This window comes from Streptomyces sp. NBC_00236, assembly GCF_036195045.1.
In the GTDB taxonomy this organism is placed as follows: domain Bacteria; phylum Actinomycetota; class Actinomycetes; order Streptomycetales; family Streptomycetaceae; genus Streptomyces.
This window is the reverse complement of the sequence record NZ_CP108100.1, coordinates 7,166,991-7,188,174: the sequence shown is the minus strand read 5'-3', so window position 1 is coordinate 7,188,174 and position 21,184 is coordinate 7,166,991. Positions and strand designations below refer to the sequence as shown.

Here is a 21,184-nt window from a genome sequence, read left to right as displayed (position 1 = left end):
ACCCGGTTGCCGCACCCATTCCCCATGGAAGGATCCGCCGACAAGGGGACCAAGGAGAACAAATGCCGCCTTCCCAGCGGGTGAACGTCGTCGACAACTTCGTACGCGCGGAGACCGACAGGATGTTTCCCGCTCCCGCCGGGGCCGGACACGCCTCCCACGGCACAGGGCCGGACTAAATCGTCCCGGTCGTGACGTTATGCCTGGTCGGAGTCGATTCGTAGGTACGTCGAGTCGCAGGTACAAGGGAGGCACGGCTGTGCACGGTGAGTACAAGGTCCCCGGCGGCAAGCTGGTAGTGGTGGACCTGGACGTCAGGGGCGGGGCGCTGCGCGACGTACGGGTGGCGGGTGACTTCTTCCTGGAGCCGGACGAGGCGATCCTGACGATCGACGCGGCGCTGGAGGGGGCCCCGGCCACCACCGACACCGCGGCCCTGGCCGCCCGGATCGACGCGGCGCTCCCGGAGTCGACGGTGATGCTGGGGCTCACGTCGGAGGGTGTCGCCGTCGCCGTACGCCGGGCATTGGCGCAGGCCACGGAGTGGAGCGACTACGACTGGCAGCTCATCCACGACACCCCGCAGTCCCCCGCCCTCCACATGGCCCTCGACGAGGTCATCACGGCCGAGGTCGCCGCGGGCCGACGGCCGCCGACACTCCGGGTGTGGGAGTGGGACTCCCCCGCGGTGATCATCGGCAGTTTCCAGTCCCTGCGCAACGAGGTCGATCCGGCGGGCGTCGACCGGCACGGTGTCACGGTGGTCCGGCGCATCTCCGGGGGCGGGGCCATGTTCGCGGAGCCGAGCAGCACCATCACCTACTCGCTCGCCGTGCCCCAGTCACTCGTCTCCGGCCTCTCCTTCGCCGACAGCTACGCCTATCTGGACGACTGGGTGCTCGAAGCGCTCGGCGACATGGGGATCAAGGCCTGGTACCAGCCGCTCAACGACATCGCGACCGAGGTCGGGAAGATCGCGGGAGCGGCTCAGAAGCGTGTGGTGGGGCCGGACGGAGGGCCCGGCGCGGTGCTGCATCACGTGACGATGTCGTACGACATCGACGCCGACAAGATGCTCGACGTCCTGCGCATCGGCAAGGAGAAGATGTCGGACAAGGGCACGAAGAGTGCCAAGAAGCGGGTCGACCCCTTGCGCCGGCAGACCGGTCTTCCCCGGCAGGCCGTCATCGAGCGGATGATCGAGTCGTTCCGCAACCGTCACGGCCTCACCCAGGGCCGGGTGACCCCGCAGGAACTGGCCCGGGCCGAGGAGCTCGTGCGCACCAAGTTCGGCACGGCCGAGTGGACCGCCCGGGTGCCGTAGAACAGCCCCCCGGTCAGCGCTCACGCGGTGCGACGAGACCCGACTCATAGGCGAAGACGACGAGTTGGGCCCGGTCACGGGCGCCGAGTTTGGTCATGGCACGGCTGATGTGCGTCTTGGCGGTGAACGGACTGATGACCATGTGCGCGGCGATCTCCTCGTTCGTCAGCCCCCGGGCCGCCAGCGCGCTGACCTCCCGCTCCCGGCGGGTCAGGGTCTCGAAGCCCGGTGCGGTCGTCCGGTCCGGGGGCCGGGCGACGAACTCGCCGATCAGTCTGCGGGTGATGGCGGGCGAGAGCAGCGCGTCGCCGCGGGCCGCGACACGCACGGCGTGGAGCAGTTCGGCGGGTTCGGTGTCCTTGAGCAGGAAGCCGGCCGCTCCGGCGCGCAAGGCGTCGAACACGTACTCGTCCAGGCCGTAGTTGGTCAGGATCACCACGTGCACCCCGCTCAGCAGGGGGTCGGCGGCGATCGCCCGGGTCGCCTCGATGCCCGTCATCACCGGCATCTGTACGTCGACCAGGGCGATGTCCGGGGTGTGCAGCCGGGCCAGCTCCAGCCCCTCCCGGCCGTCCGCGGCCTCGCCGACCACCTCGATGCCGTCCTCCGCGTCGAGCAGCGCCCGGAAGCCCGCCCGCATCAGCGCCTGGTCGTCGACGATGAGGACCCGGAGCGGGACGTCCGCATCGCCGCTCATCCGGTGGATCCGGTGGTTTTCAGGGGCAGTTCGGCATGGACGGAGAAGCCGCCCGCGCGGCGCGGTGCGGCGGCCAGGGTGCCGCCGAGCGCCGTGACGCGCTCACGCATACCGGTGAGGCCGGTGCCCGCCGTGACGGTGTCGCCCGGAGCGCACGGGCCGTGGTCGTCGACGCGCACGGTCAGCGCGCTCCGCCCGTAGGCGAGCTCGACGGTGGTCGGGGCCCGGTCGGCGTGCCGGGCCACGTTGGTGAGGGCCTCCTGCACGATGCGGTACGCGGCACGGTCCACGGCAACGGGCAGCGGCCGCTCCTCGCCGCTGACGGTGACCGCGAGCGCGACGCCCGCGCTGCGGGCCCGTTCGACGAGTTCTCCGATCCGGTCGAGTCCGGTGCCGGGCTCGACCACGTCGGTCCGCAACACCTCCAGCGTGGCGCGCAGTTCACGCATTGCCTCGCCGCTCGCCTCCTGGATGGCGAGCAGCGCGGGCTCCACCTCGGTGCCGCGCTTGCGGGCAAGGTGGACGGCGACTCCCGCCTGGAGCTTGACGATCGAGATGGAGTGGGTGAGCGAGTCGTGCAGCTCGCGGGCGATCCGCAGCCGCTCCTCCCCCGCCCGGCGCAACGCCGCCTCGTCCCGGGTGCGTTCGGCGTCAAGTGCCCGCTGCTCGGTCTGGCGCAGATAGGCCTGCCAGTTCTTGTCGATGAGCCCGGTGACCCCGGCGCAGAGGAACCAGCCGAGCAGCAGCAGGGTCCGCTCGACGACGCTCTCGGCGGCGGGTGCGGCGGTGATCAGGACGGTGAAGTAGCCGGCGAGGAAGAGTGCGCCGGCCGTGATGCCCCAGGCCCGGTGTCCGCTGCGGGCGGCGGCGTGCACGGCGACCAGCACGGGGAACGCCGCCCAGGTGCCCGGGTGCGCGTGGAGCACGTAGCCGGACAGGGCGAGCGTGGTGACGGCGAGCACCGCGCGGGGCGCCTGGCGGTGCGCGGCGAGGGCCAGCGAGCCGGTCGCGACGAGCACCAGGTCGAGGATGCCGGGCTCCGAGGCCACGCAGGCGGCGACGGTGACCGCCGCGCCGATCGCCAGCGCGAGTACCGCGTCCAGCAACCGGCCGCGGCGGCCCGTGTCCCCCGTCTCCGCCGTGTCCCCCGTCATGTGCCGCACCCTAACTCCCGTACGGCCGCGGGGGCATCAGCCCTGAGGACCGGCCGGGCACTACTCCCCGGGCAGTAGTGCCGGGCCGCCGGCGGCCGGTGGGGATCAGCGGCGATTGCCTCCGGGGGTACGACGCCCCGGCCCCGGTCCGCGGGCGAGCATCGGCGTCATGACCGGACCTTTCCGCTACACCTCACCCGTACCTCCGAAGTCGGCGACCGGAGTGGTCGCCGACGTGTACGCCCAGATGTCCACCGACTTCGGGATCGAGCGCGCCCCGACCTTCGTCGTCCTGTCCGCCTCTCCTCCGCTCCTCACCTCGGCCTGGGCGCTGCTGCGCGAGTCCCTGCTGGCCGGGCAGGTGTCCCGTACGGACAAGGAGGTGGTGGCGGCCGGGGTGTCGCTCGCCAACCGCTGCCCGTTCTGCGTGGACGCGCACACCGTGCTGCTGCACGCCACGGGCGACCACCGGCTGGCGGAGACGATCGCCCGCGGCGAGCAGCCGGCCGACCCCGCCCATCGGGCCCTGCTGGCCTGGGGGAAGGACATGAGCACACCGCAGCCGTTCGGTCCCACCGCGGCACCCGAACACATCGGGACCGCGCTCACGTTCCACTTCATCAACCGGATCGTCTCCGCGCTGCTGACCGAGAGCATGCTGCCCTGCGGTCTCCAGCGGATCCGTGCCGTACGGAGTGCGGCGGGCCGTTCCCTGGCCAGGACCGTGCGGCGCGAGTTGGTGACGGGTCTGAGCCTGCCGCTGCTCGAAACGGAGGGCGAAGCACCCGCCTGGGCGGCGGGCACCGCCGTCGGCACGGCGTACGGAGCCCTGCGCACCGCGGCGGAGCTGGGCGCCGGGCTGCTGAGTGACGAGGACGCGGCGTTCGTCCGGGCGTCGGTGGCGGCCTGGGACGGCGTCACGCCGCTCCCCCTGCACGGAACCCATCTGCCGGACCGGGCCGAGCGCCCGGGTGCCCGGCTGGCGCTGCTCGCGGCACGCGCGCCGTACCGGATCACGGACGAGGACGTGGCCGCCTGGCTCGTACCGCCGTTCACCGATCACTGCCTGGTCCATCTGGTCGCGTTCGGTGCGGTCTGCGCCATGGGGCGCGTCGAGGCCACGCTCACCCTGGGGACGAAGGAGCACGCATGACCGTCGCCGAAGCGTGGAACGGACCGCTGGGGCAGCACTGGGCCGCCCATCCGGACCGCTACAACGCCATGCTGGACGGGTTCGACGCCGCCCTGTTCGACGCGGCGGCGATCGCTGCCGGGGACCGGGTGGTGGACATCGGCTGCGGCAGCGGGCTCACGACGCGGATGGCGGCGCGGCGGGCGCCGGGCGGCCGGGTCATCGGTGTCGACATCTCGGCGCCGCTCGTCGCACGGGCCGGCGAGCTGACCGATGCCGAGCGGTTCCCGCAGGTGGCCTACCGGTTGGGCGATGCGCAGACCTGCACGTTCGAGCGCGGGGGGTACGACCTGGCGATCAGCCGGGGTGGCGTGATGTTCTTCGCCGACCCCGTCGCCGCGTTCACCAACATCGCGGGGGCGCTGCGGCCGGGCGGCCGGCTGGCGTTCCTCTGCCCGCAGCCCGCGGGGCCGGACGGGGAGGAGCACAAGGCGCTGGGCCTGCTGGCCTCGTTGCTGGGGCGGGATCACACCACCGAGAGCGCGGTGGCCACGGCGATGGCCTCGCTCTCGGAGCCGGAGCGCATCCACGAGGTCCTGGGCGCGGCGGGCTTCACGGACATCAGGGTGACGGGCGTGAACGCGGACACCTGCTGGGGGAAGGACGCGGCGGACGCGGTCGAGTTCTTCGTCTCGCGCGCCCCCGGTCTCACGGTCTCCGACGCCACACGGGCCGCGATGACCGAGGCCCTGCTGCCCCATGAATCGCCGCGCGGGGTGATGCTTCGGGCGGGCGTGTGGGTGGTGACCGCTCACACTCCTTAGGACGCGGCGGGCGCCGCGGTGACCACACACATTCCTTAGGACGCGGCGGGCGGGCGGTGCTCGTACCACCGCCGGTCGGCCTCCAGTTGGGCGGCGAGCGAGATGAGCCGTTCCTCGCTGCGGGAGGGGCCGAGCAGTTGGGCCCCGACGGGGAGCCCGCCGGGGGTGAAGCCTGCGGGCACGTTGATTCCGGGCCAGCCCAGCACGTTCCACGGCCAGGCGTACGGGCAGGCCTCGGTCATCGCCACATCGGTGCGCCAGGCGCTCAGTCCGTCGAACCTGCCGATCCGGGGTGGCGGCAGGGCGGTCGTCGGGGTGAGCAACACGTCAAAACCCGAGCAGCCGGACCCGGCGTTCCCGCGGGCGGCGTGGAACAGCGCGCCGATCCGCCGGTGTTGGCGCACCTCCCGCGCACGTGCCGCCCGCACCACCCGGCCGCCGAGCCGGGTGCCGGTGCGCAGGGCGCTGCGGGTGCGGGGGTCCAGGAGCGCGGGTTCGGGATGCAGGGCGGCGAGTTCGGCGATGCCGGCGGTGGCGCGGGGGAGGAAGCCGAGGCCGATGAGCCCGTAGCGGGGCCGGGCCTCCTCGACGTGGTGGCCGAGCCGGGCCAGTGCCTCGGCGAGTTCGGTCACCGCGCGGCGCACGTCCGGGTGGGGCGCCGCGCCGGTGAGGGTGAGCGGGGGGCGCCAGGCGAGCGCGACGCGCAGCCGGCCCGGATCGCGGCGGGCGGCGGCCGATGCCTGGACGGGCGGCGGGCGGTGCGGGTCGTCGGGGTGGGCGCCCGCGACGGCGTCCAGCAGGAGGGCTGCGTCGGCGACGGTCCTGGCCAGGGGGCCGTTGACGGTGAGCCCCTGGAAGGCGTCGCTGTGGGGGTGCACGGAGATCCGGCCGCGCTGCGGTTTGATGCCGACGAGATGGGTCCAGGCGGCGGGGATGCGGACGGACCCGGCCCCGTCGGAGCCGAGCGCGGCCGGCACCAGTCCGGCGGCGACGGCGGCCGCCGAACCCCCGGACGAGCCGCCCGGGGTGTGCTCGGTGTTCCACGGATTACGGGTGGCGCCGAAGGCGGATCCCTCGGTGAACGGCCACTGGCCCAGTTCGCAGGAGTTGGTCTTCCCCACGATCACGGCCCCGGCCGCGCGCAGCCGGCGTACGGACTCGCTGTCGGCGGTCGCGGCGGGCAGCTCCCCCGCGCAGCCGAAGTGGGTGGGCAGCCCGGCGACGTCGGTGTCGTCCTTGACCGCGACGGGCACCCCGAGCAACGGCAGCCGCTCCCCCGCGTCGAGCCGGCGGTCGGCCTCGGCGGCCTCGGCGAGTGCGGCGCTGGCACGCAGGTGCCGGAAGGCGTTCAGGGTGCCCTGGCTCGCCTCGATCCGGGCGAGGGCCTCGGTGACCAGCCGGGTGGAGGTGGTACGGCCTTCCGCGAGGGCTCGCGCACTGCCGGCCAGCCCGTCAGGGGCCTCGATGTCCGTTCCGGTGGATTCCACTGAGGACATGGGCTGCAGCCTCCCTCGTACCGTCAGGTGCGCGCACCTGTCCGCCCGAACGAAATTACTGAAGGGTAACGAGTCACGGCCGATCCCTCAACCGTTCGCCCGGGCCCCGTGGGCGCCACCACGCGGCCCGGGCAGTGCCTGTCCTACGGCTGAACGCTGATCTCGCCGATTCCGGTGCCGAGCCCGGCACAGTGCGCGGTCGACTGACCGGACTGCCCCGGGTTCAGCGTGACGTGCGCACCGTCGACGTCCGGGGACCAGCCGCACACCAGGTGCACCCAGAAGGTCTGCGCCGCGGAGCCGTTGTTGCGGCAGAGCGCGTAGCCGGTGTAGTCGTCGACGGCGTGCTTGCCCGTCTCGCAGGAAAGTCCCGGCGGCGTCTTCGCCGGAGCCTTGGCCGAGGCGGCCGTGGCCAGGCCGGTGGACACCGCGAGTGCCGCGGTCAGCCCTGCTACGGCGGCGGCCCGCACGGCAACCCCGGACCGGCTCCCCATGGACTTCTTCATGTCTCCCTCTCGGTCGTGACGAGGACGGCGCCTACAACCGTCCCCCGCCCCCTTAACCGATCACAGCACACAACGTCACGCTGGGTACGCACCCGATACGATGCGTCGCCCCTCCGCCGGGCGGCCGCCCCCCGCCCGGCGTACGCTCGAAAGATCGGGCCGCAGACCCGGACAGTCCCGCCACGACCCTTCGAGGAGGCGACGTGACCGGTCCACACCTCGGCACACGCCCCGCCGCATGGACTGCGGCGATCGTTCTCTCCGTCACCGGCAGCGGAATCATCGGGGCCGGCACGGCGCACGCGGAGGACATCGACCACCTCACCGCGCAGCAGATCGCCGACCGCTCCCGCGACGCGCTGCTCAGCGCGCAGTCCCTGCACCTGAGTACGAGCGGGGACCTCGGCAAGGGCAGCACACCCATGTCCCTGGAGCTCACCCTGGACCGGGACGGCAACTGCAACGGTTCGGTGGACCTCGGCAACAGCCAGGGCTCGGCGCTGATCGTGAAGCGGGGCGACGACGTCTGGATCAAGCCGGACGCGGACTTCTGGAAGAACCAGGTCCCCAACGGCGGTTCGGCCTTCGCCGCCATCGTCGGCGACCGCTACATGAAGGGGTCGGCGGACGACCCCCGGCTCAGCGCCCTCACCAGTACCTGTGACCTGAACACCTTCCAGAAGCTGGTCAGTGACAACGCGAACGACGACCGGGGCACGCTCAACAAGGGCGCGAAGACCACGCTCGGCAAGGCATCCGTCATTCCGCTGACCAGGATGCGGGACGGCGCGACGCTGACGCTGGACGTGGCGGCCACCGGCAAGCCGTATCCGCTGCGCCTCACGATCGAGGGCAACGGCGCGGACGCGGTCGTGGGCCTCTCCGCCTTCGACGAACCGGTGCCCAGAACCACGCCCTCGTCGGCCGATTCGTTCGACGTCAGCGCGTTGCTGGGGCGGTCGACGAGCCCGGTGTGACGCTCTCCCGGCCGGTGAGCACCACGTACAGCACCAATGAGGAGGCGAGCCCGACCGCCCAGCCGTAGTCGGCGAGGGGCTTCAGGAACGGGATCAGACCGTCCGCCGGGAACGGCCCCTTCCCGGGCTCCGAGTGCGAACCGCCGATCGCCAGGACCCCGCCGACGGCGAAGGCGGCGACGGCCCGCCAGTTCCAGCCGTTCGTGTACCAGTAGCGGCCGCCGGGCAGGTAGAGGTCGGCGAGGTCGAGCACGGTGCGCCGGACGATCCAGTAGTCGGCGATCAGGATGCCCGCCACCGTGCCGAGCAGCCCGCCGACGAGTCCGAGCCAGGTGAAGATGTACAGCTCGGGCGTCTCGGTGAGCTTCCACGGCATGATCACGACACCGACGACGCCGGTGATCAGTGCACCCGTACGGAAGTTGATCAGTTTCGGCGCAAGGTTCGCCAGGTCGTACGCCGGTGAGACGACGTTCGCCGCGATGTTCACGGAGATCGTCGCGACCAGCACCGTCACGAGGGCGTAGAGGAGCCCGAAGACGTTGTCCGTGCGGGCGACCAGTTGCACCGGGTCCCAGATCGCCTCGCCGTACACGGCCTGCGAGCCGGAGGTCACCAGGACGGAGAGCAGCGCGAAGAGCGTCATCGTGGTAGGGAGACCGAGCGACTGGCCGCGGATCTGGGCACGTTGGCCGGCACCGAAGCGGGTGAAGTCGGGGATGTTCAGGGAGAGCGTCGCCCAGAAGGCGATCATGCCCATCAGTGAGGGGAAGAAGACCGGCCAGAACTCCTTGCCCCAGCCGAGCTTGGAGGGTTGGTCGAGCAACGGGCCGAGGCCACCCGCCTTGACGGCGACCCAGACCAGCAGCACCAGCGCGCCGATGATGACGAACGGCGCCGCCCAGTTCTCGAACCGGCGAAGGGTGTCCATTCCCCGGTAGATGATGGCCAGTTCAAGGGCCCAGAACAGGGCGAAGCAGAGCCAGAGCGTCCACGGCTGCCCGCCGATCTCGTCCGCCTGCGCCCAGCCGCCGAAGATCTTCCCGAGCAGAGTGAAGATGCCGACTCCGCCGATCCAGGTCTGGATGCCGAACCACGCGCACGCCACCGCGGCCCGGATCAGGGCGGGCAGATTGGCGCCCCGCAGGCCGAACGAGGCGCGGGCGAGCACCGGAAAGGGGATGCCGTACTTGGGGCCCGCGTGCCCGGTGAGCAGCATGGGCCCCAACACGATCAGGTTGGCCAGCGCGATGGTGAAGACCGCCTGTTTCCAGTCCATGCCGAGGGCGACGAGACCGGAGGCGAGGAGCCAGGACGGAATGTTGTGGGCCATGCCGACCCAGAGGGCCGCGAAGTTGTACGTGGTCCAGTTGCGCCGCTCCAACGGGACGGGCAGCAGGTCCGCATTGACGAACCGGCTGTCGTCCGGAGCGGCACCGGCAGGGAGCTCCACACGGTCCGGGGCCGTGGGTATCCGGTCCTGAGGCGGTGGTGGTGGGGCGGTCGGTGTCATGGCTTCTGGACCCTTCGCTCGGGGACGGTGCCGTGCGGGGCGGGGCGTACGACCGGAGGGGAGGCGGTGGTCAGCCGTTGAGCGCCGGGATGATCTCGGAGCCGTAGGCGTCGATGGTCGCCTCGCGGGCGTCGTGCATGTTGTAGACGGCGAACTGGTCGACGCCCAGGTCACGCAGGGCCTTGAGCTTCTCGATGTGCGCCTCGGGCGGGCCGAGAAGGCAGAAGCGGTCGACGATCTCGTCCGGGACGAAGGTGGTGTCGGGATTCCCGGCGCGGCCGTGGTGGCTGTAGTCGTAGCCCGAGCGTCCGGCGATGTACGCGGTCAGCGCCTCGGGGACGAGGCCGGAGTGCTCGCCGTAGCGGGAGACCAGGTCGGCTACGTGGTTGCCGACCATGCCGCCGAACCAGCGGCACTGCTCGCGGGCATGGTCGAGGTCGTCGCCCACGTAGGCGGGCGCGGCGATGCAGATGGTGACGGAGTCCGGGTCGCGGCCGGCCTCGGCGGCAGCATCCCGTACGGCCTTGATCATCCATTCGGTGAGGAAGGGGTCGGCGAGCTGGAGGATGAAGCCGTCGGCCTTCTGACCGGCGAGCGCGAGGGCCTTGGGACCGTACGCACCCATCCAGACGGGCAGCTGGCCGTCCTTGACCCAGGGGATCCGGACCGGCTGTCCGTCGACGAGCGCCTCGCGTCCCTCGGCGAGGTCGCGGATGACGTCGATGGCCTCGCCGAGCCGGGCCAGGGTGTTGGGGCTGCGTCCGGCGACGCGCATCGCGGAGTCGCCGCGTCCGATGCCGCAGACCGTGCGGTTGCCGTACATGTCGTTGAGGGTGGCGAAGGTGGAGGCCGTCACCTCCCACGTGCGGGTGCCGGGGTTCGTGACCATGGGGCCGACGACGAGGCTTTCGGTGTGTTCGAGGATGCGGCTGTAGATGACGAAGGGCTCCTGCCAGAGCACCGCCGAGTCGAAGGTCCAGCCGTAGCGGAAGCCGTTGCGCTCGGCGCGTCGCATCAGCCCGACGACGGCCGAGGCGGGCGGGTCTGTCTGCAGGACGAGTCCGAAGTCCATGCCAGGTGCTCCTAGTTGAGGTACTGACAGGTGGCGCGGGGGGTGTACATGCCATGGCCGGCGCGGCCGGTGTACGTGCGGCGGTCGATGACGACCTCGCCGCGCGAGAGCACCGTCTCCACCTGCCCGGTCAGTTGCCTTCCCTCGTACGCCGAGTAGTCGACGTTCATGTGATGGGTCTCGGCCGAAATGGTCTGCCGGGCAGCCGGGTCGTAGATGACGATGTCGGCGTCGGCCCCGGGCGCGATGGTGCCCTTCTTCGGGTAGAGGCCGAACATCCGGGCCGGGGAGGCGCAGGCGATCTCGATCCAGCGGCGGCGCGAGATGTGGCCGTCGACGACCGCCTGGTGCAGGAGGTCCATCCGGTTCTCGACGCCCGGCATCCCGTTGGGGATCTTCGAGAAGTCGCCGCGGCCCATCTCCTTCTGGCCGGAGAAGCAGAACGGGCAGTGGTCGGTGGAGACGACCTGGAGCTCGTTGTTGCGCAGCCCCCGCCACAGCGCGTCCTGATGCTCCTTGGGCCGAAGAGGCGTGGAGCAGACGTACTTGGCACCCTCGAAGTCCGGCTCGGCGAGGTTGTCGGTGGAGAGGAAGAGGTACTGCGGGCATGTCTCGCCGAAGACGGGCAGTCCCTTGTGGCGCGCTGCGGCGATCTCGGCGAGGGCCTCGTCCGCGGAGACGTGCACGATGTACAGCGGCGAGCCGGCGACCCGGGCGAGCTGGATCGCGCGGTGCGTGGCCTCGGCCTCGAGGGCCACCTTGCGTACGTCCCCGTGGTAGCGGGGGTCGGTGCGGCCGGCGGCGAGGGCCTGCTCGACGAGGACGTCGATGGCGATGCCGTTCTCCGCGTGCATCATGATCAGGCCGCCGTTGGACTCGGCCCGTTGCATGGCGCGGAGGATCTGCCCGTCGTCGCTGTAGAAGACGCCGGGGTAGGCCATGAAGAGCTTGAACGAGGTCACGCCCTCCGCGACCAGCAGGTCCATTTCCTTGAGCGACGACTCGTTCACGTCGGCGAGGATCATGTGGAACGCGTAGTCGATGGCGCAGTTGCCGTCCGCCTTGGCGTACCAGGCGTCGAGTCCTTCGCGCAGGGAGCGCCCCACGGACTGGATGGCGAAGTCGACGATCGTGGTGGTCCCGCCCCAGGCCGCGGCGCGGGTGCCTGTCTCGAAGGTGTCCGCCGCATAGGTGCCGCCGAACGGCATCTCCATGTGGGTGTGCGCGTCGACACCGCCCGGGATGACGTACTTCCCGGTGGCGTCGATGGTCCGGTCGGCGGTCCAGCCTGCTGCGGCTTCGGTGCCGTGTGCGGCGAGTGCCGCGATGCGGCCGCCCTCGACGAGTACGTCGGCGTGGATCTCGTCGGACGCGGTGACGACGAGGCCGCCGTGGATGACGGTGCGGCTCATGTACCCCTCCTCACTGTGGCGGAACGGGTCTACGCACGTAGACAAGGCGCGTGATGAAGAACGTAGAAGTGGGTTACCCACTGTGGCAATACCGCTGCCGCTAACCGCTGAAGACGTTTCTGTTTCACCGGTCCGGCACTCGACCGGCCCAGTCCGCGGACCGTTCCGCCGTCCGGGTGGCCAGCGCCCCGCGTCGTATACACGGACCCCGCGGTACGAAACCGCCCGGCCGTACGGGCGAACTCCGCGGGCCCTTGCGAGGCCCCGGCCGGACCACGGGACTCCGTGGTCCGGCCGGTGCCGCGGGCGACCGCCCGGCTTCGCTCCATGGCCAGAAACGGACTCATCGTCACGGCGGTGCGCTGCACGCCCCTCGCCGCCGTACCCCTGACGGCGAGAGACTCCGACGAATGGGACGACAAGGCGCACGCCGCCGGCGCGTTCGACTCCACCCTGGTCAGTCCCGCCCCTCAGCTGAACGGAGCGGCGCGCGCGGCGCTCTCGTACGCGACGGACTACCGGATCGACGGCCCGCAGACCGGCGATGTGTACGTCTCCAACGACGGCGGCGCCCCGCAGCTCGTGAAGTCCTACCGCGCGCACGCCAAGACCGTCGAGCACCTCGATCTCGCCGTCCCGGCCGGGGCGAACTCGACCCGGTCCGCACCCTGGACCTCACCCGCCCCATCGGCCACCGCGGCTGACCCGGCACAGGGTGCGGCGGCCGTCAGGCCGCCGCACCCCCGCCCTCAGCCGACCGAGCGCAGGGCCTCGGCCAGAATCCCCGCGCCCTCCTCCGCCTCCGGGATGGAGAGCGAGAGCGGCGGCGCGATGCGCAGCACGCTGGTGTCGTGGCCACCGCCCTTGCCGAGGAGGAGGCCGCCCTCCCGCGCCGCTTCGAGCACGGCGGCGGCCGCCTCCGGGTTCGCCTCGTCCGTGCCCGGCTTCACCAGCTCGATGCCGATCATCAGGCCGCGCCCGCGCACCTCCCGTACGCACTCCGAGGCCGCGCCGATCGCCCGCAGGCGCTCGATCAGCAGGCCTCCGACGCGGCGGGCGTTGCCCTGGAGGTCGTGTTCGAGGAGGTACGAGAGGTTGGCGAGGCCGGCGGCCATCGTGACCGGGGAGCCGCCGAACGTCGAAATCGAGTTGGCGTCCAGGCAGTTCATGACGTCAGCGCGGGCGACGACCCCGCCGATCGACATACCGTTGCCGATGCCCTTGGCGAACGTGAGGATGTCCGGCGGGCCGTTCCTCCCGTGCGCCTGCCAGCCCCAGAAGTGTTCGCCTGAGCGTCCCCAGCCCGTCTGCACCTCGTCGGAGATCCACAGGATGCCGTGCCGGTTCAGGACTTCACGGAATGCCGCGTACAGTCCGTCGGGCGGAGAGGTGAACCCGCCCACGCCCTGGATGGGTTCGGCGATCAGTGCGGCGGGCGACCGGGTGTGGCCGAGCAGGTCCTCCAGATCCGCGACGCAGGCCGCGATGAACTCCCCGTCCCCCAGGTGCGCGTACGGTCCGCGGCTGCGGACTCCCCCGTGCACGTACAGGGTCTGGAGCGGCGACAGACTCGTCGGCGACCAGGCGTTGTTGCCGGTGATGGAGACCGCGGAGAAGGACCGGCCGTGGTAGCTGTTGCGCATCGCCAGGATCTGGTTCGACCTGCGGTACGTGGTGGCGAGCAGCAGGGCCGTGTCGTTGGCCTCGGTGCCGGAGGTCGTGAAGAAGACCCGGGCGTCGGGGATGCCGGAGAGTGTGGCGACGCGCTCGGCGAGTTCGACCATCGGCCGGTTCAGATAGAGCGTGGAGGAGTGGATGATCCGCCCGGCCTGCTCGCTGACCGCCTTGGTGACCTCGGGCAGCGCGTGGGCGGTCATCGTGGTGAGGATGCCACCGAAGAAGTCGAGGTAGCGGTTGCCTTCGGCGTCCCAGACGTGGCGTCCCTCGCCGTGGGTGATCTCCAGCGGGTGCCGGTAGTAGAGCGCCAGCCAGTCGGGGCTGACGGCGAGGTGGCGGTGGTGCAGGCTGCTCACGGCTCCACCAGTCCCTCGTACGCGTCGGGACGGCGGTCCCGGTAGAACGCCCACTGCTGCCGGACTTCCTCGATGAGGCCGAAGTCCAGGTCGCGGACCAGGAGTTCCTCCTCCTTGTCGCTGGCCACCTCACCCACGAACTGACCGCGCGGGTCGACGAAGTAACTGGTTCCGTAGAAGTCGTTGTCGCCGTACTCCTCCTGGCCGACGCGGTTGATCGCGGCGATGAAGTACTCGTTGGCGACGGCGGACGCGGGCTGCTCCAGTTGCCAGAGGTAGCCGGAGAGGCCCCGTGAGGTCGCGGACGGGTTGTAGACCAACTGGGCTCCGTTGAGCCCGAGTTGCCGCCACCCTTCGGGGAAGTGCCGGTCGTAGCAGATATAGACTCCGACCTTGCCCACCGCCGTGTCGAAGACGGGCCAGCCGACGTTTCCGGGCTTGAAGTAGTACTTCTCCCAGAACCCCTTGACCTGTGGGATGTGGTGCTTGCGGTACTTGCCGAGGTACGAGCCGTCGGCGTCGATCACGGCGGCGGTGTTGTAGTAGAAGCCGGACTGCTCGACCTCGAAGACCGGGACGACGATCACCATGCCGGTCTCACGGGCCAGTTCCCGCATCCGCTGCACGGTCGGACCGTCGGGCACGGCCTCCGCCCAGCGGTAGTGCTCGGGCTCCTGCACCTGGCAGAAGTACGGGGCGTTGAACACCTCCTGGAACCCGATGATCTTCGCCCCCTGCCGGGCGGCCTCGCGAGCGTGTTCCTCGTGCTTGGCGATCATGGATTCGGTGTCGCCGGTCCAGGTCGCCTGGACGAGTGCGGCGCGTACGACGTGGGACATGAGCTGCTCCTTCGACGCGGCGTCAGAGAGCCTCTTCGCGTTTCTACGCCCGTAGACACGGGCGTAGGGGAGAACGTAAGCCCCGTCACACGGCGGGGCAAGACCATCGCCGTGAAAGGGCGGAGTCGATCACGTTTCACACCCGTGCGGTCCAGTGCCCGGGCTGGGCCGGATGGCCCAGGGCCCTTCGTTCGGACCCCGCGAGCCCGGCATGATCCAAACGGGAGGCCCCGGCGGCCGTCCCGCGATCCCTGGCGGGACAGCCCCTACGTGTTTCGGAAGTCCCGCCTGCTCAGCGACGCCTGGCCCGCCCTCCGGGCGGACGGCGCTACTTCCGAAACACGCCCTGGCCGATTCCCGCCACGCGCAGGGCGTGCTCGACGTCCCGCTCCCGCGCCTCGGACACCGTACGGGCCGCCGCCAGCAGGTGCGGTACGAGGCGGCGCGGGTCGCTCTCCGCGACACTGGCCGCGTCCTGCGGTGTCCGTACGCGGACGAAGGCGCCGAGCAGCGCCTGCGCCTGGGGGCCGCGGCCGGCCCGGTCCAGGGCGACCACGGCTTCGGCGATCTCGGCGGGCGGCCGCGCCACACCCTGGCGCAGCAGGTGTCCGCAGTCCTCCGGGCGCCCCGCCCCGGCCAGTGCGTCCGCCGCGGCGGCCAGCTCGGCCGGGGGCAGCGAGGACACCTCCCACAGCAGGGTCGACCAGTCCGCGCCCAGCCCCGCCCGGTGGAGCTCGACGGCGAGGACGGGCAGCAGTTCCGCGGGCCGGCCCGCCGCCTCGCAGAGCACACCGTGGGCCTCACCGCTGAGGCCCTCAGCGCGAAGCCGGACCAGGGTCGCGACCGTGGCCCCGGCCGACTGCAGCACGGCCCGGGCCCGATCCGCCGCGGCGGGCCCGGGAGGGGCACTCTCCGTGCGGGGAGCGCCGCCGAAGCGGGCGCCGCGCGGCCGGTCGGCCGACACGGGCGGGACCGGCAGGACGGGCGCAGCAGTCACGGGGGCCTCCTCCTCGGCCTCCAGCCCGGCGAAGCGCGCGCCCCGCGGCTTCTTGCGGGACGGCCCGCCTGCGGGGGCGGGCGACGGCCCGGGGGCCTCGCGCACGGCCTCTTCCGCGGGGGCGCGTACGGCCATGGACCGCTGTGGCGGGACCGTGACCGCGGACTCCGGTGCGCCGGGGGCGGGTTCTCCCTCCGCACGGAACCAGTCGGACGGCGCCGCAACCGCCGCCAGTCTCCTGCGGAGCTCCGTGCAGCGGGCCGACGCCCGGGCGTGGTCGTCTCGGGCCCAGGCGACGGCCTCCGCGTCCGCCCCGCCGGCCTCGCCGCCCGTCCGGGCCGCGTCCAGCCGGAGGGCCGCGTTCGCCTGTTCCCGCAGCATCAGGTCCAGGCGCTCCACGAGCTGCCGCTGCCCGCCGGGGCGGCGGTCATGGGCGGCGGCGGATGCGGAGTAGAGCTCGGCCGCACGCACGGAGGCGCGCTCCGCGAACGCGGCACCACGCACCGTGGCCAGGTCCGCGAAGAGCGACTCCATGACGTCCCAGGGCGGGATCTCGGCCCCCGCCAGACAGGCCCGCATCCCCTCGGGATCACGCCGGCAGAAGACTCCGTACCAACCCCGCGCGGGATCGAGCAGCGCTGCCACCTCTCGTAGGTGATGCGCGAACTCCCCTATGAAAACCGCATGCTGATGCACCGTCATTGTCGCCCTCGGCCGCCGTCGGCTGGAACCTTCCAGTCCGCAGGCATTCGACCGCAGTCGTGTTACAGGACGGCTACACGCACTTTTCGCCCAAGGTCCCAAAGGAGTGCGGCAGTTGGCACGAGCGCCCCCTGCCGCACCGGCCGCGGACTCAGAAGGTGATGGCGATCCCGGTCTGCGGCCGCTTGCCGAGCCGGACGATCATCGCCGGGTAGTCGAGCAGCCAGTACTTCCAGGTGTACTTGCGTGCGATGGCCCGGCGCACACCGGTCGTACCCTGCTCGTCGAGCAGCCTGCCGGTTCCCTCCGCGCTCGGGGCGCCCTCCGCGATCCGGCCGCGCACATCACAGACGGTGACACGGACGCGACTGTCATTGCGCAGCCGCTTCACCTTCCATGAATCGCTCTTGGTCCAGACGACGAGTTCGTCCCCGTCGGCCGCGGCCCAGACCGGCGTGGCGACCGGAGTGCCGTCCTTCCGGTAGGTGGTGAGGCTGACGTACTCGCTGCGGGCGAAGTCCTGGAGGCTCATGCCCCAACCCTACGACGGACGATCATCCCCGCTCCCGCTATCCGGCGAGCTGGACGACATCCGGCTCCGGCGCGCATCGCAGGAGCAGTTGATCCATGGAGAGGCCGAGTGCCCCTGCGAGTGCGGCGACGGTGAAGAAGGCGGGAGTCGGGGCGCGGCCGGTCTCGATCTTGCGCAGCGTCTCGGCCGAGATCCCGGCACATCCTGCGATGTCGGCCATGCTGCGGCGACCACGCGCCTCACGGAGCAGCCGGCCGAGCCGTTCGCCGCGCAGGCGCTCTTCGGGGGTGAGAGGAGTTCGAACCATGCCGTCATTCTAATACCGCTGGGACCGGTATAGTAATTGGCATGGTGCAGCTCAAGACAGACACATCCATCGAAGCCATGCGCGAGTCCGGCCGGGTCGTCGCACAGGTACTGACAGCCGCACGCGAGGCGGCGGCCGTAGGCGTCACACCTCGCGAGCTCGACGAGGTGGCCCGCGAGGTCCTGCGCAAGGCAGGCGCCGGATCGCCGTTCCTGAACTACCGGCCGCACTTCGCGCCGACCCCCTTCCCCGGCGTCATCTGCGCGTCCGTCAACGACGCCATCGTGCACGGCATCCCGAACGACGTGCCGCTCGGCGACGGCGACCTGGTGAGCATCGACGCGGGCGCGACGCTCGACGGCTGGGCCGGTGACTCGGCGATCAGCTTCACGGTCGGCCGCGCCCGCCCGGCGGACACCCGGCTGGTCGACACGGCCTTCGAGGCCCTGGGGGCAGGCATCGCCGCGGCCGTCGTCGGCAACCGGATCGGCGACATCGCGCACGCGATCGGCACGGTCTGCCGCGCAGCGGGATACGGCATCCCGGAGGGCTTCGGCGGCCACGGCATCGGCCGGGCCATGCACGAGGACCCGGGCGTTCCCAACGAGGGGCGGCCCGGTCGCGGAATGCCGCTGCGGCACGGCATGGTCCTGGCCATCGAACCGATGCTGATCGGCGGCGGCGGGGACGACTACCATCCGGACCGGGACGGCTGGACGCTGCGTACGAACGACGGCAGCCGGGCCGCGCACGCCGAGCACACGGTGGCCATCACGAACGACGGCCCCCGGATCCTGACGGCCCTGTGAACTGACGGCCCACCCGCGTCAGTTGTCGCGGAGGAACGCCCGGGCTCGCGCCTCCCCGGCGGTCACGGCCGCGCCGTGGCTCTCGATCGGCGAGACGACGGAGTCCTTGAACAGGATGTACGTGACGCCGGACCCCACACCGCCGGCCTTCGGGTCAGGGTCGATCCCCAGCGCCTCGGCGGTGGCGTACGAGGCCTCACCGATGATCCCGGCGGGCCCGGTGTCGCCGACGACGGCGTACTCCACCTTCCCCGCGTGGACGACGGCGACGACACCGCCGCCCTTGATCCCCGATCCGCTGAAGTCCCACAGGGAGCTGCGGCTCGGCACCACGACGTACGGGAGTTCCTCCGCGTTCAGCGGCCGGTCGCCGGAGGTGTGGAACGCGGTGTCGCCCTGGAACCACGGGTCGGTGTCCACGTTGCAGGCCTTGGTCACCTGGCCGTCGCAGTCGATGTCCAGGTCCGCCTTCCAGAACACGGCTCCGTTCATGCCGCACACCGGCACGGAGGGCGAGGCGCCCTCGTCCGTACGGTAGGAGCCGTTCGAGATCGGCTTGCACGCGGCGACCTTGGCCAGCAACTCGGCCGCACCTACGGCACCTTCACCGGCACCGGCATCCGCATCCGCATCGGCTGGGTCGGGGTCAGGAGCAGGGTGGGGCGAGGCGGAACCGGCCGGATCCGTGTCGGACGCCGGGCGCGCGTAGGCGGCGGGGGTGAGGTCCACCGCGACCGGACGCGCTCCCGGCACCGGCGTGAACACGTCGGCCCGCAGGACCGGACCGCCCTGGGCGGCGGGCGTCAGGGATCCGGCCGCGAGCAGGGCGGCGCCGGAGACCGTGGCGAGGGCAAGCGTTCGCATACGCACCGTGGGGGTGCCCTTCTGTGAGGAGTCTTTCCCTTGCTGAGATCAGCCAAGACGCCCCCCGGCGAGCCCCCGTCGAGGCTGCGGGGCCGGTCCGGCGCGCATCTCCGCGCGCCCGACCGACCCCGCCCTTACGGTTACTGACGAATCGTCACCTCACTAGCGGGACGGCCCCACCACCATCGCCGAGCCGCCGCCGCGCCGCTCCGTCTCGGCCGCTGCCAGCCACCGCCCGTCCGGCAGCCGCTGCACGCCCGTCGCCGCCCCGATCTCCGGGTTGGGCTTGAAGACATGCCCCAGCGCCTCCAGTCGGGCCCGGATCGGGCTGTTCCACAGCCCCGGTTCGAGCTCCGTGGCCGCCGCGTTGCGCTGGCTGGCGCGGGGCGCCGCGATGGCGTCCACCAGCGGCAGGCCGCGGTCGACTGTTCCGATCAACGACTGGAGCACGGTGGTGATGATCGTGGCACCGCCCGGCGAGCCCAGGGCCAGCACCGGCTTGCCGTGCTTCAGCACGATGGTCGGCGAGATCGACGACCGCGGCCGCTTGCCCGGACCGGGCAGGTTCGGGTCATGGACGGCCGGGTTGGCCGGTGCGAACGAGAAGTCCGTCAGCTCGTTGTTGAGCAGGAACCCGCGCCCCGGCACCGTGATGCCACTGCCACCGGTCTGCTCGATCGTCAGGGTGTACGCGACGACGTTGCCCCACTTGTCGGCGGTCGTGAGGTGCGTGGTGTTCTCGCCCTCGTACGTCGTCGGCGCGGCCGTCCCCGTACCGGCGCAGTCACCGGGGTGGCGCGGGTCGCCCGGGGCGAGCGGGCTGGTGAGCACCGCGTCGTCCTTGATCAGGCACTCCCGCGAGTCGGCGAACCGCTGGCTGAGGAGCTCCTTCGTCGGCACGTCCTCGAACGCCGGGTCACCGACCCAGCGCCCGCGGTCCGCGAAGGCGATGCGGCTCGCCTCGATGAAGCGGTGCAGGTACTGCGCCTGGCTCGCCTTCGAAAGGTCGGTGGACTCAAGGATGTTGAGGGCCTCGCCCACCGTCGTGCCGCCGGACGACGACGGTGCCATGCCGTAGACGTCGAGCCCGCGGTAGCCGGCCTTCGTGGGCGCCTGCCGCAGCGCCCGGTAGGAACGCAGGTCCTTCGCGGTCAGATCGCCCGGACGTACCACCCGGCCCGACGCGGGGTCCACGGGCGGATTGCGTACGGTCCGCACGATGTCGTCGGCCAGCTTGCCCCGGTACAGCGCGTCGACCCCCTTGCGGCCGACCTCCTCGTACGTACGCGCCAGGTCCGGGTTCTTGAAGACCGAACCGACCTCGGGGAGGGCGCCGCCCGGCAGGAAGAGCTTCCGGGTGGCGGGGAAGTCGGCGAACCTGGCCCGGTTGCCCTCGGTCTGCGAGCGGAACGTGCCGTCGACGACGAATCCGTCGCGGGCCAGCCGCTCGGCCGGCTTGAGGACCTGCCGGAGTGATCTGCTCCCCCAGGCGTCGAGGGCGGCGTCCCAGGTAGCGGGGGTGCCCGGGGTGCCGACGCCGAGGCCGCTGGTGACGGCGGACTCGAAGGCGATGGGCTTGCCGTTCTCCAGAAAGAGGGAGGAGTCCGCGCTGCGCGGTGCGGTCTCGCGGCCGTCGATCGTCTCCACCGTGCGGGTGCGGGCGTCGTAGTGCACGAAGTAGCCGCCGCCGCCCAGCCCCGCCGAGTACGGTTCGGTCACCCCGAGCGCCGCCGCGGTCGCGACGGCCGCGTCCACCGCGTTGCCGCCCTTGCGGAGCACCTCGATTCCCGCGGCCGTCGCATCGGCGTCGACGCTGGAGACCGCTCCCCCGTATCCGGCCGCCACGGGTGACTTCGGAGGCGGTGGGACCGGTGGCGCGGAGGAGGACGGGGCGGCTGCCCCGACCGTCACCACCACGGCGAGAACACCTGACAACGACACATTCCGCGCAACGGAACGCCTCATGCGCACCTCCAGTGAAGGATTGTCCGCGC

At 71.6% G+C, this 21,184-nt stretch carries 19 protein-coding genes; 5 read left to right on the top strand and 14 right to left on the bottom strand.

Going from position 1 to position 21,184, the window contains the following annotated elements:
• Positions 1 to 259 precede the first annotated feature (259 nt).
• Positions 260 to 1,324 carry a lipoate--protein ligase family protein gene (locus tag OG446_RS32040; protein ID WP_328897288.1) on the top strand — a complete coding sequence of 355 codons (1,065 nt, stop codon included), beginning with the start codon at positions 260 to 262 and terminating at the stop codon, positions 1,322 to 1,324.
• A 13-nt stretch (positions 1,325 to 1,337) separates the two neighbouring features.
• On the opposite strand, the gene OG446_RS32035 is transcribed toward OG446_RS32040, so the two are convergent.
• Positions 1,338 to 2,021 carry a response regulator transcription factor gene (locus tag OG446_RS32035; RefSeq protein ID WP_328897287.1) on the bottom strand — a complete coding sequence of 228 codons (684 nt, stop codon included), beginning with the start codon at positions 2,019 to 2,021 and terminating at the stop codon, positions 1,338 to 1,340.
• The gene (locus OG446_RS32030) at positions 2,018 to 3,175 is read right to left on the bottom strand and encodes a sensor histidine kinase (RefSeq protein WP_328897286.1); all 1,158 of its coding nucleotides are present in this window, start codon (positions 3,173 to 3,175) and stop codon (positions 2,018 to 2,020) included. The genes OG446_RS32035 and OG446_RS32030 overlap by 4 nt, the downstream gene beginning before the upstream one ends.
• A 169-nt stretch (positions 3,176 to 3,344) precedes the next feature.
• On the opposite strand from OG446_RS32030, the gene OG446_RS32025 reads away from it, so the two are divergent.
• Together OG446_RS32025 and OG446_RS32020 are read left to right on the top strand one after the other, a co-directional pair.
• Positions 3,345 to 4,328, top strand: a complete 984-nt coding sequence (locus tag OG446_RS32025) for a carboxymuconolactone decarboxylase family protein (protein WP_328897285.1) — start codon at positions 3,345 to 3,347, stop codon at positions 4,326 to 4,328.
• Positions 4,325 to 5,131 carry a class I SAM-dependent methyltransferase gene (locus tag OG446_RS32020; protein ID WP_328897284.1) on the top strand — a complete coding sequence of 269 codons (807 nt, stop codon included), beginning with the start codon at positions 4,325 to 4,327 and terminating at the stop codon, positions 5,129 to 5,131. Before OG446_RS32025 ends, OG446_RS32020 begins: the two co-directional genes overlap by 4 nt.
• A gap of 35 nt (positions 5,132 to 5,166) precedes the next feature.
• On the opposite strand, the gene OG446_RS32015 is transcribed toward OG446_RS32020, so the two are convergent.
• The gene (locus OG446_RS32015) at positions 5,167 to 6,627 is read right to left on the bottom strand and encodes an amidase (RefSeq protein ID WP_328897283.1); all 1,461 of its coding nucleotides are present in this window, start codon (positions 6,625 to 6,627) and stop codon (positions 5,167 to 5,169) included.
• A 143-nt stretch (positions 6,628 to 6,770) separates the two neighbouring features.
• On the bottom strand, positions 6,771 to 7,133 hold the full coding sequence (locus OG446_RS32010) for a hypothetical protein (protein ID WP_328897282.1): 363 nt from the start codon (positions 7,131 to 7,133) through the stop codon (positions 6,771 to 6,773).
• Between the two features lie 203 nt (positions 7,134 to 7,336).
• On the opposite strand from OG446_RS32010, the gene OG446_RS32005 reads away from it, so the two are divergent.
• Positions 7,337 to 8,110 carry a hypothetical protein gene (locus tag OG446_RS32005; RefSeq protein ID WP_328897281.1) on the top strand — a complete coding sequence of 258 codons (774 nt, stop codon included), beginning with the start codon at positions 7,337 to 7,339 and terminating at the stop codon, positions 8,108 to 8,110.
• Here the strand turns inward: OG446_RS32005 and OG446_RS32000 are convergent.
• The 8 genes from OG446_RS32000 to OG446_RS31965 all read right to left on the bottom strand — a co-directional run bounded on the left by OG446_RS32000 (position 8,073) and on the right by OG446_RS31965 (position 17,517).
• Positions 8,073 to 9,623, bottom strand: coding sequence for an NCS1 family nucleobase:cation symporter-1 (locus tag OG446_RS32000; RefSeq protein ID WP_328897280.1), 1,551 nt, complete (start codon positions 9,621 to 9,623; stop codon positions 8,073 to 8,075). The two genes, OG446_RS32005 and OG446_RS32000, sit on opposite strands and share 38 nt — an antisense overlap.
• A gap of 70 nt (positions 9,624 to 9,693) precedes the next feature.
• Positions 9,694 to 10,695, bottom strand: a complete 1,002-nt coding sequence (locus OG446_RS31995) for a TIGR03842 family LLM class F420-dependent oxidoreductase (protein ID WP_328897279.1) — start codon at positions 10,693 to 10,695, stop codon at positions 9,694 to 9,696.
• A gap of 11 nt (positions 10,696 to 10,706) precedes the next feature.
• Positions 10,707 to 12,107 carry a dihydropyrimidinase gene (gene hydA / locus OG446_RS31990; protein WP_328897278.1) on the bottom strand — a complete coding sequence of 467 codons (1,401 nt, stop codon included), beginning with the start codon at positions 12,105 to 12,107 and terminating at the stop codon, positions 10,707 to 10,709.
• Positions 12,108 to 12,856: 749 nt separating this feature from the next.
• Complete coding sequence (locus tag OG446_RS31985; protein WP_328897277.1) at positions 12,857 to 14,140, bottom strand: aspartate aminotransferase family protein; 1,284 nt, start codon at positions 14,138 to 14,140, stop codon at positions 12,857 to 12,859.
• Positions 14,137 to 14,979: a nitrilase-related carbon-nitrogen hydrolase gene (locus OG446_RS31980; protein WP_328897276.1), complete on the bottom strand. Its 843-nt coding sequence runs from the start codon at positions 14,977 to 14,979 to the stop codon at positions 14,137 to 14,139. Before OG446_RS31980 ends, OG446_RS31985 begins: the two co-directional genes overlap by 4 nt.
• Positions 14,980 to 15,307: 328 nt before the next feature.
• Complete coding sequence (locus tag OG446_RS31975; RefSeq protein ID WP_328897275.1) at positions 15,308 to 16,678, bottom strand: hypothetical protein; 1,371 nt, start codon at positions 16,676 to 16,678, stop codon at positions 15,308 to 15,310.
• Between the two features lie 151 nt (positions 16,679 to 16,829).
• Entirely contained in the window at positions 16,830 to 17,210 is a 381-nt protein-coding gene (locus OG446_RS31970; RefSeq protein WP_328897274.1) for a PPOX class F420-dependent oxidoreductase, read from the bottom strand.
• A gap of 37 nt (positions 17,211 to 17,247) precedes the next feature.
• Positions 17,248 to 17,517, bottom strand: a complete 270-nt coding sequence (locus tag OG446_RS31965; protein WP_328897273.1) for a helix-turn-helix domain-containing protein — start codon at positions 17,515 to 17,517, stop codon at positions 17,248 to 17,250.
• A gap of 41 nt (positions 17,518 to 17,558) precedes the next feature.
• On the opposite strand from OG446_RS31965, the gene map reads away from it, so the two are divergent.
• Positions 17,559 to 18,326, top strand: a complete 768-nt coding sequence (gene map / locus OG446_RS31960) for a type I methionyl aminopeptidase (protein ID WP_328897272.1) — start codon at positions 17,559 to 17,561, stop codon at positions 18,324 to 18,326.
• A gap of 18 nt (positions 18,327 to 18,344) precedes the next feature.
• On the opposite strand, the gene OG446_RS31955 is transcribed toward map, so the two are convergent.
• Both OG446_RS31955 and ggt read right to left on the bottom strand, forming a co-directional pair.
• Entirely contained in the window at positions 18,345 to 19,190 is an 846-nt protein-coding gene (locus OG446_RS31955; RefSeq protein ID WP_328897271.1) for a glycoside hydrolase family 75 protein, read from the bottom strand.
• A 162-nt stretch (positions 19,191 to 19,352) separates the two neighbouring features.
• Positions 19,353 to 21,155: a gamma-glutamyltransferase gene (ggt, locus tag OG446_RS31950; RefSeq protein WP_328897270.1), complete on the bottom strand. Its 1,803-nt coding sequence runs from the start codon at positions 21,153 to 21,155 to the stop codon at positions 19,353 to 19,355.
• Positions 21,156 to 21,184: the final 29 nt, after the last annotated feature.

Excerpts from the sequence above, each read along its gene's own strand:
- OG446_RS32035 (WP_328897287.1), bottom strand. The coding sequence starts at position 2,021 with ATGAGCGGCGATGCGGACGTCCCGCTCCGGGTCCTCATCGTCGACGAC.
- OG446_RS32030 (WP_328897286.1), bottom strand. The coding sequence starts at position 3,175 with ATGACGGGGGACACGGCGGAGACGGGGGACACGGGCCGCCGCGGCCGG.
- OG446_RS32025 (WP_328897285.1), top strand. The coding sequence starts at position 3,345 with ATGACCGGACCTTTCCGCTACACCTCACCCGTACCTCCGAAGTCGGCG.
- OG446_RS32020 (WP_328897284.1), top strand. The coding sequence starts at position 4,325 with ATGACCGTCGCCGAAGCGTGGAACGGACCGCTGGGGCAGCACTGGGCC.
- OG446_RS32015 (WP_328897283.1), bottom strand. The coding sequence starts at position 6,627 with ATGTCCTCAGTGGAATCCACCGGAACGGACATCGAGGCCCCTGACGGG.
- OG446_RS32010 (WP_328897282.1), bottom strand. The coding sequence starts at position 7,133 with ATGAAGAAGTCCATGGGGAGCCGGTCCGGGGTTGCCGTGCGGGCCGCC.
- OG446_RS32000 (WP_328897280.1), bottom strand. The coding sequence starts at position 9,623 with ATGACACCGACCGCCCCACCACCACCGCCTCAGGACCGGATACCCACG.
- OG446_RS31995 (WP_328897279.1), bottom strand. The coding sequence starts at position 10,695 with ATGGACTTCGGACTCGTCCTGCAGACAGACCCGCCCGCCTCGGCCGTC.
- hydA (WP_328897278.1), bottom strand. The coding sequence starts at position 12,107 with ATGAGCCGCACCGTCATCCACGGCGGCCTCGTCGTCACCGCGTCCGAC.
- OG446_RS31980 (WP_328897276.1), bottom strand. The coding sequence starts at position 14,979 with ATGTCCCACGTCGTACGCGCCGCACTCGTCCAGGCGACCTGGACCGGC.
- OG446_RS31975 (WP_328897275.1), bottom strand. The coding sequence starts at position 16,678 with ATGACGGTGCATCAGCATGCGGTTTTCATAGGGGAGTTCGCGCATCAC.
- OG446_RS31970 (WP_328897274.1), bottom strand. The coding sequence starts at position 17,210 with ATGAGCCTCCAGGACTTCGCCCGCAGCGAGTACGTCAGCCTCACCACC.
- OG446_RS31965 (WP_328897273.1), bottom strand. The coding sequence starts at position 17,517 with ATGGTTCGAACTCCTCTCACCCCCGAAGAGCGCCTGCGCGGCGAACGG.
- map (WP_328897272.1), top strand. The coding sequence starts at position 17,559 with ATGGTGCAGCTCAAGACAGACACATCCATCGAAGCCATGCGCGAGTCC.
- OG446_RS31955 (WP_328897271.1), bottom strand. The coding sequence starts at position 19,190 with ATGCGAACGCTTGCCCTCGCCACGGTCTCCGGCGCCGCCCTGCTCGCG.
- ggt (WP_328897270.1), bottom strand. The coding sequence starts at position 21,155 with ATGAGGCGTTCCGTTGCGCGGAATGTGTCGTTGTCAGGTGTTCTCGCC.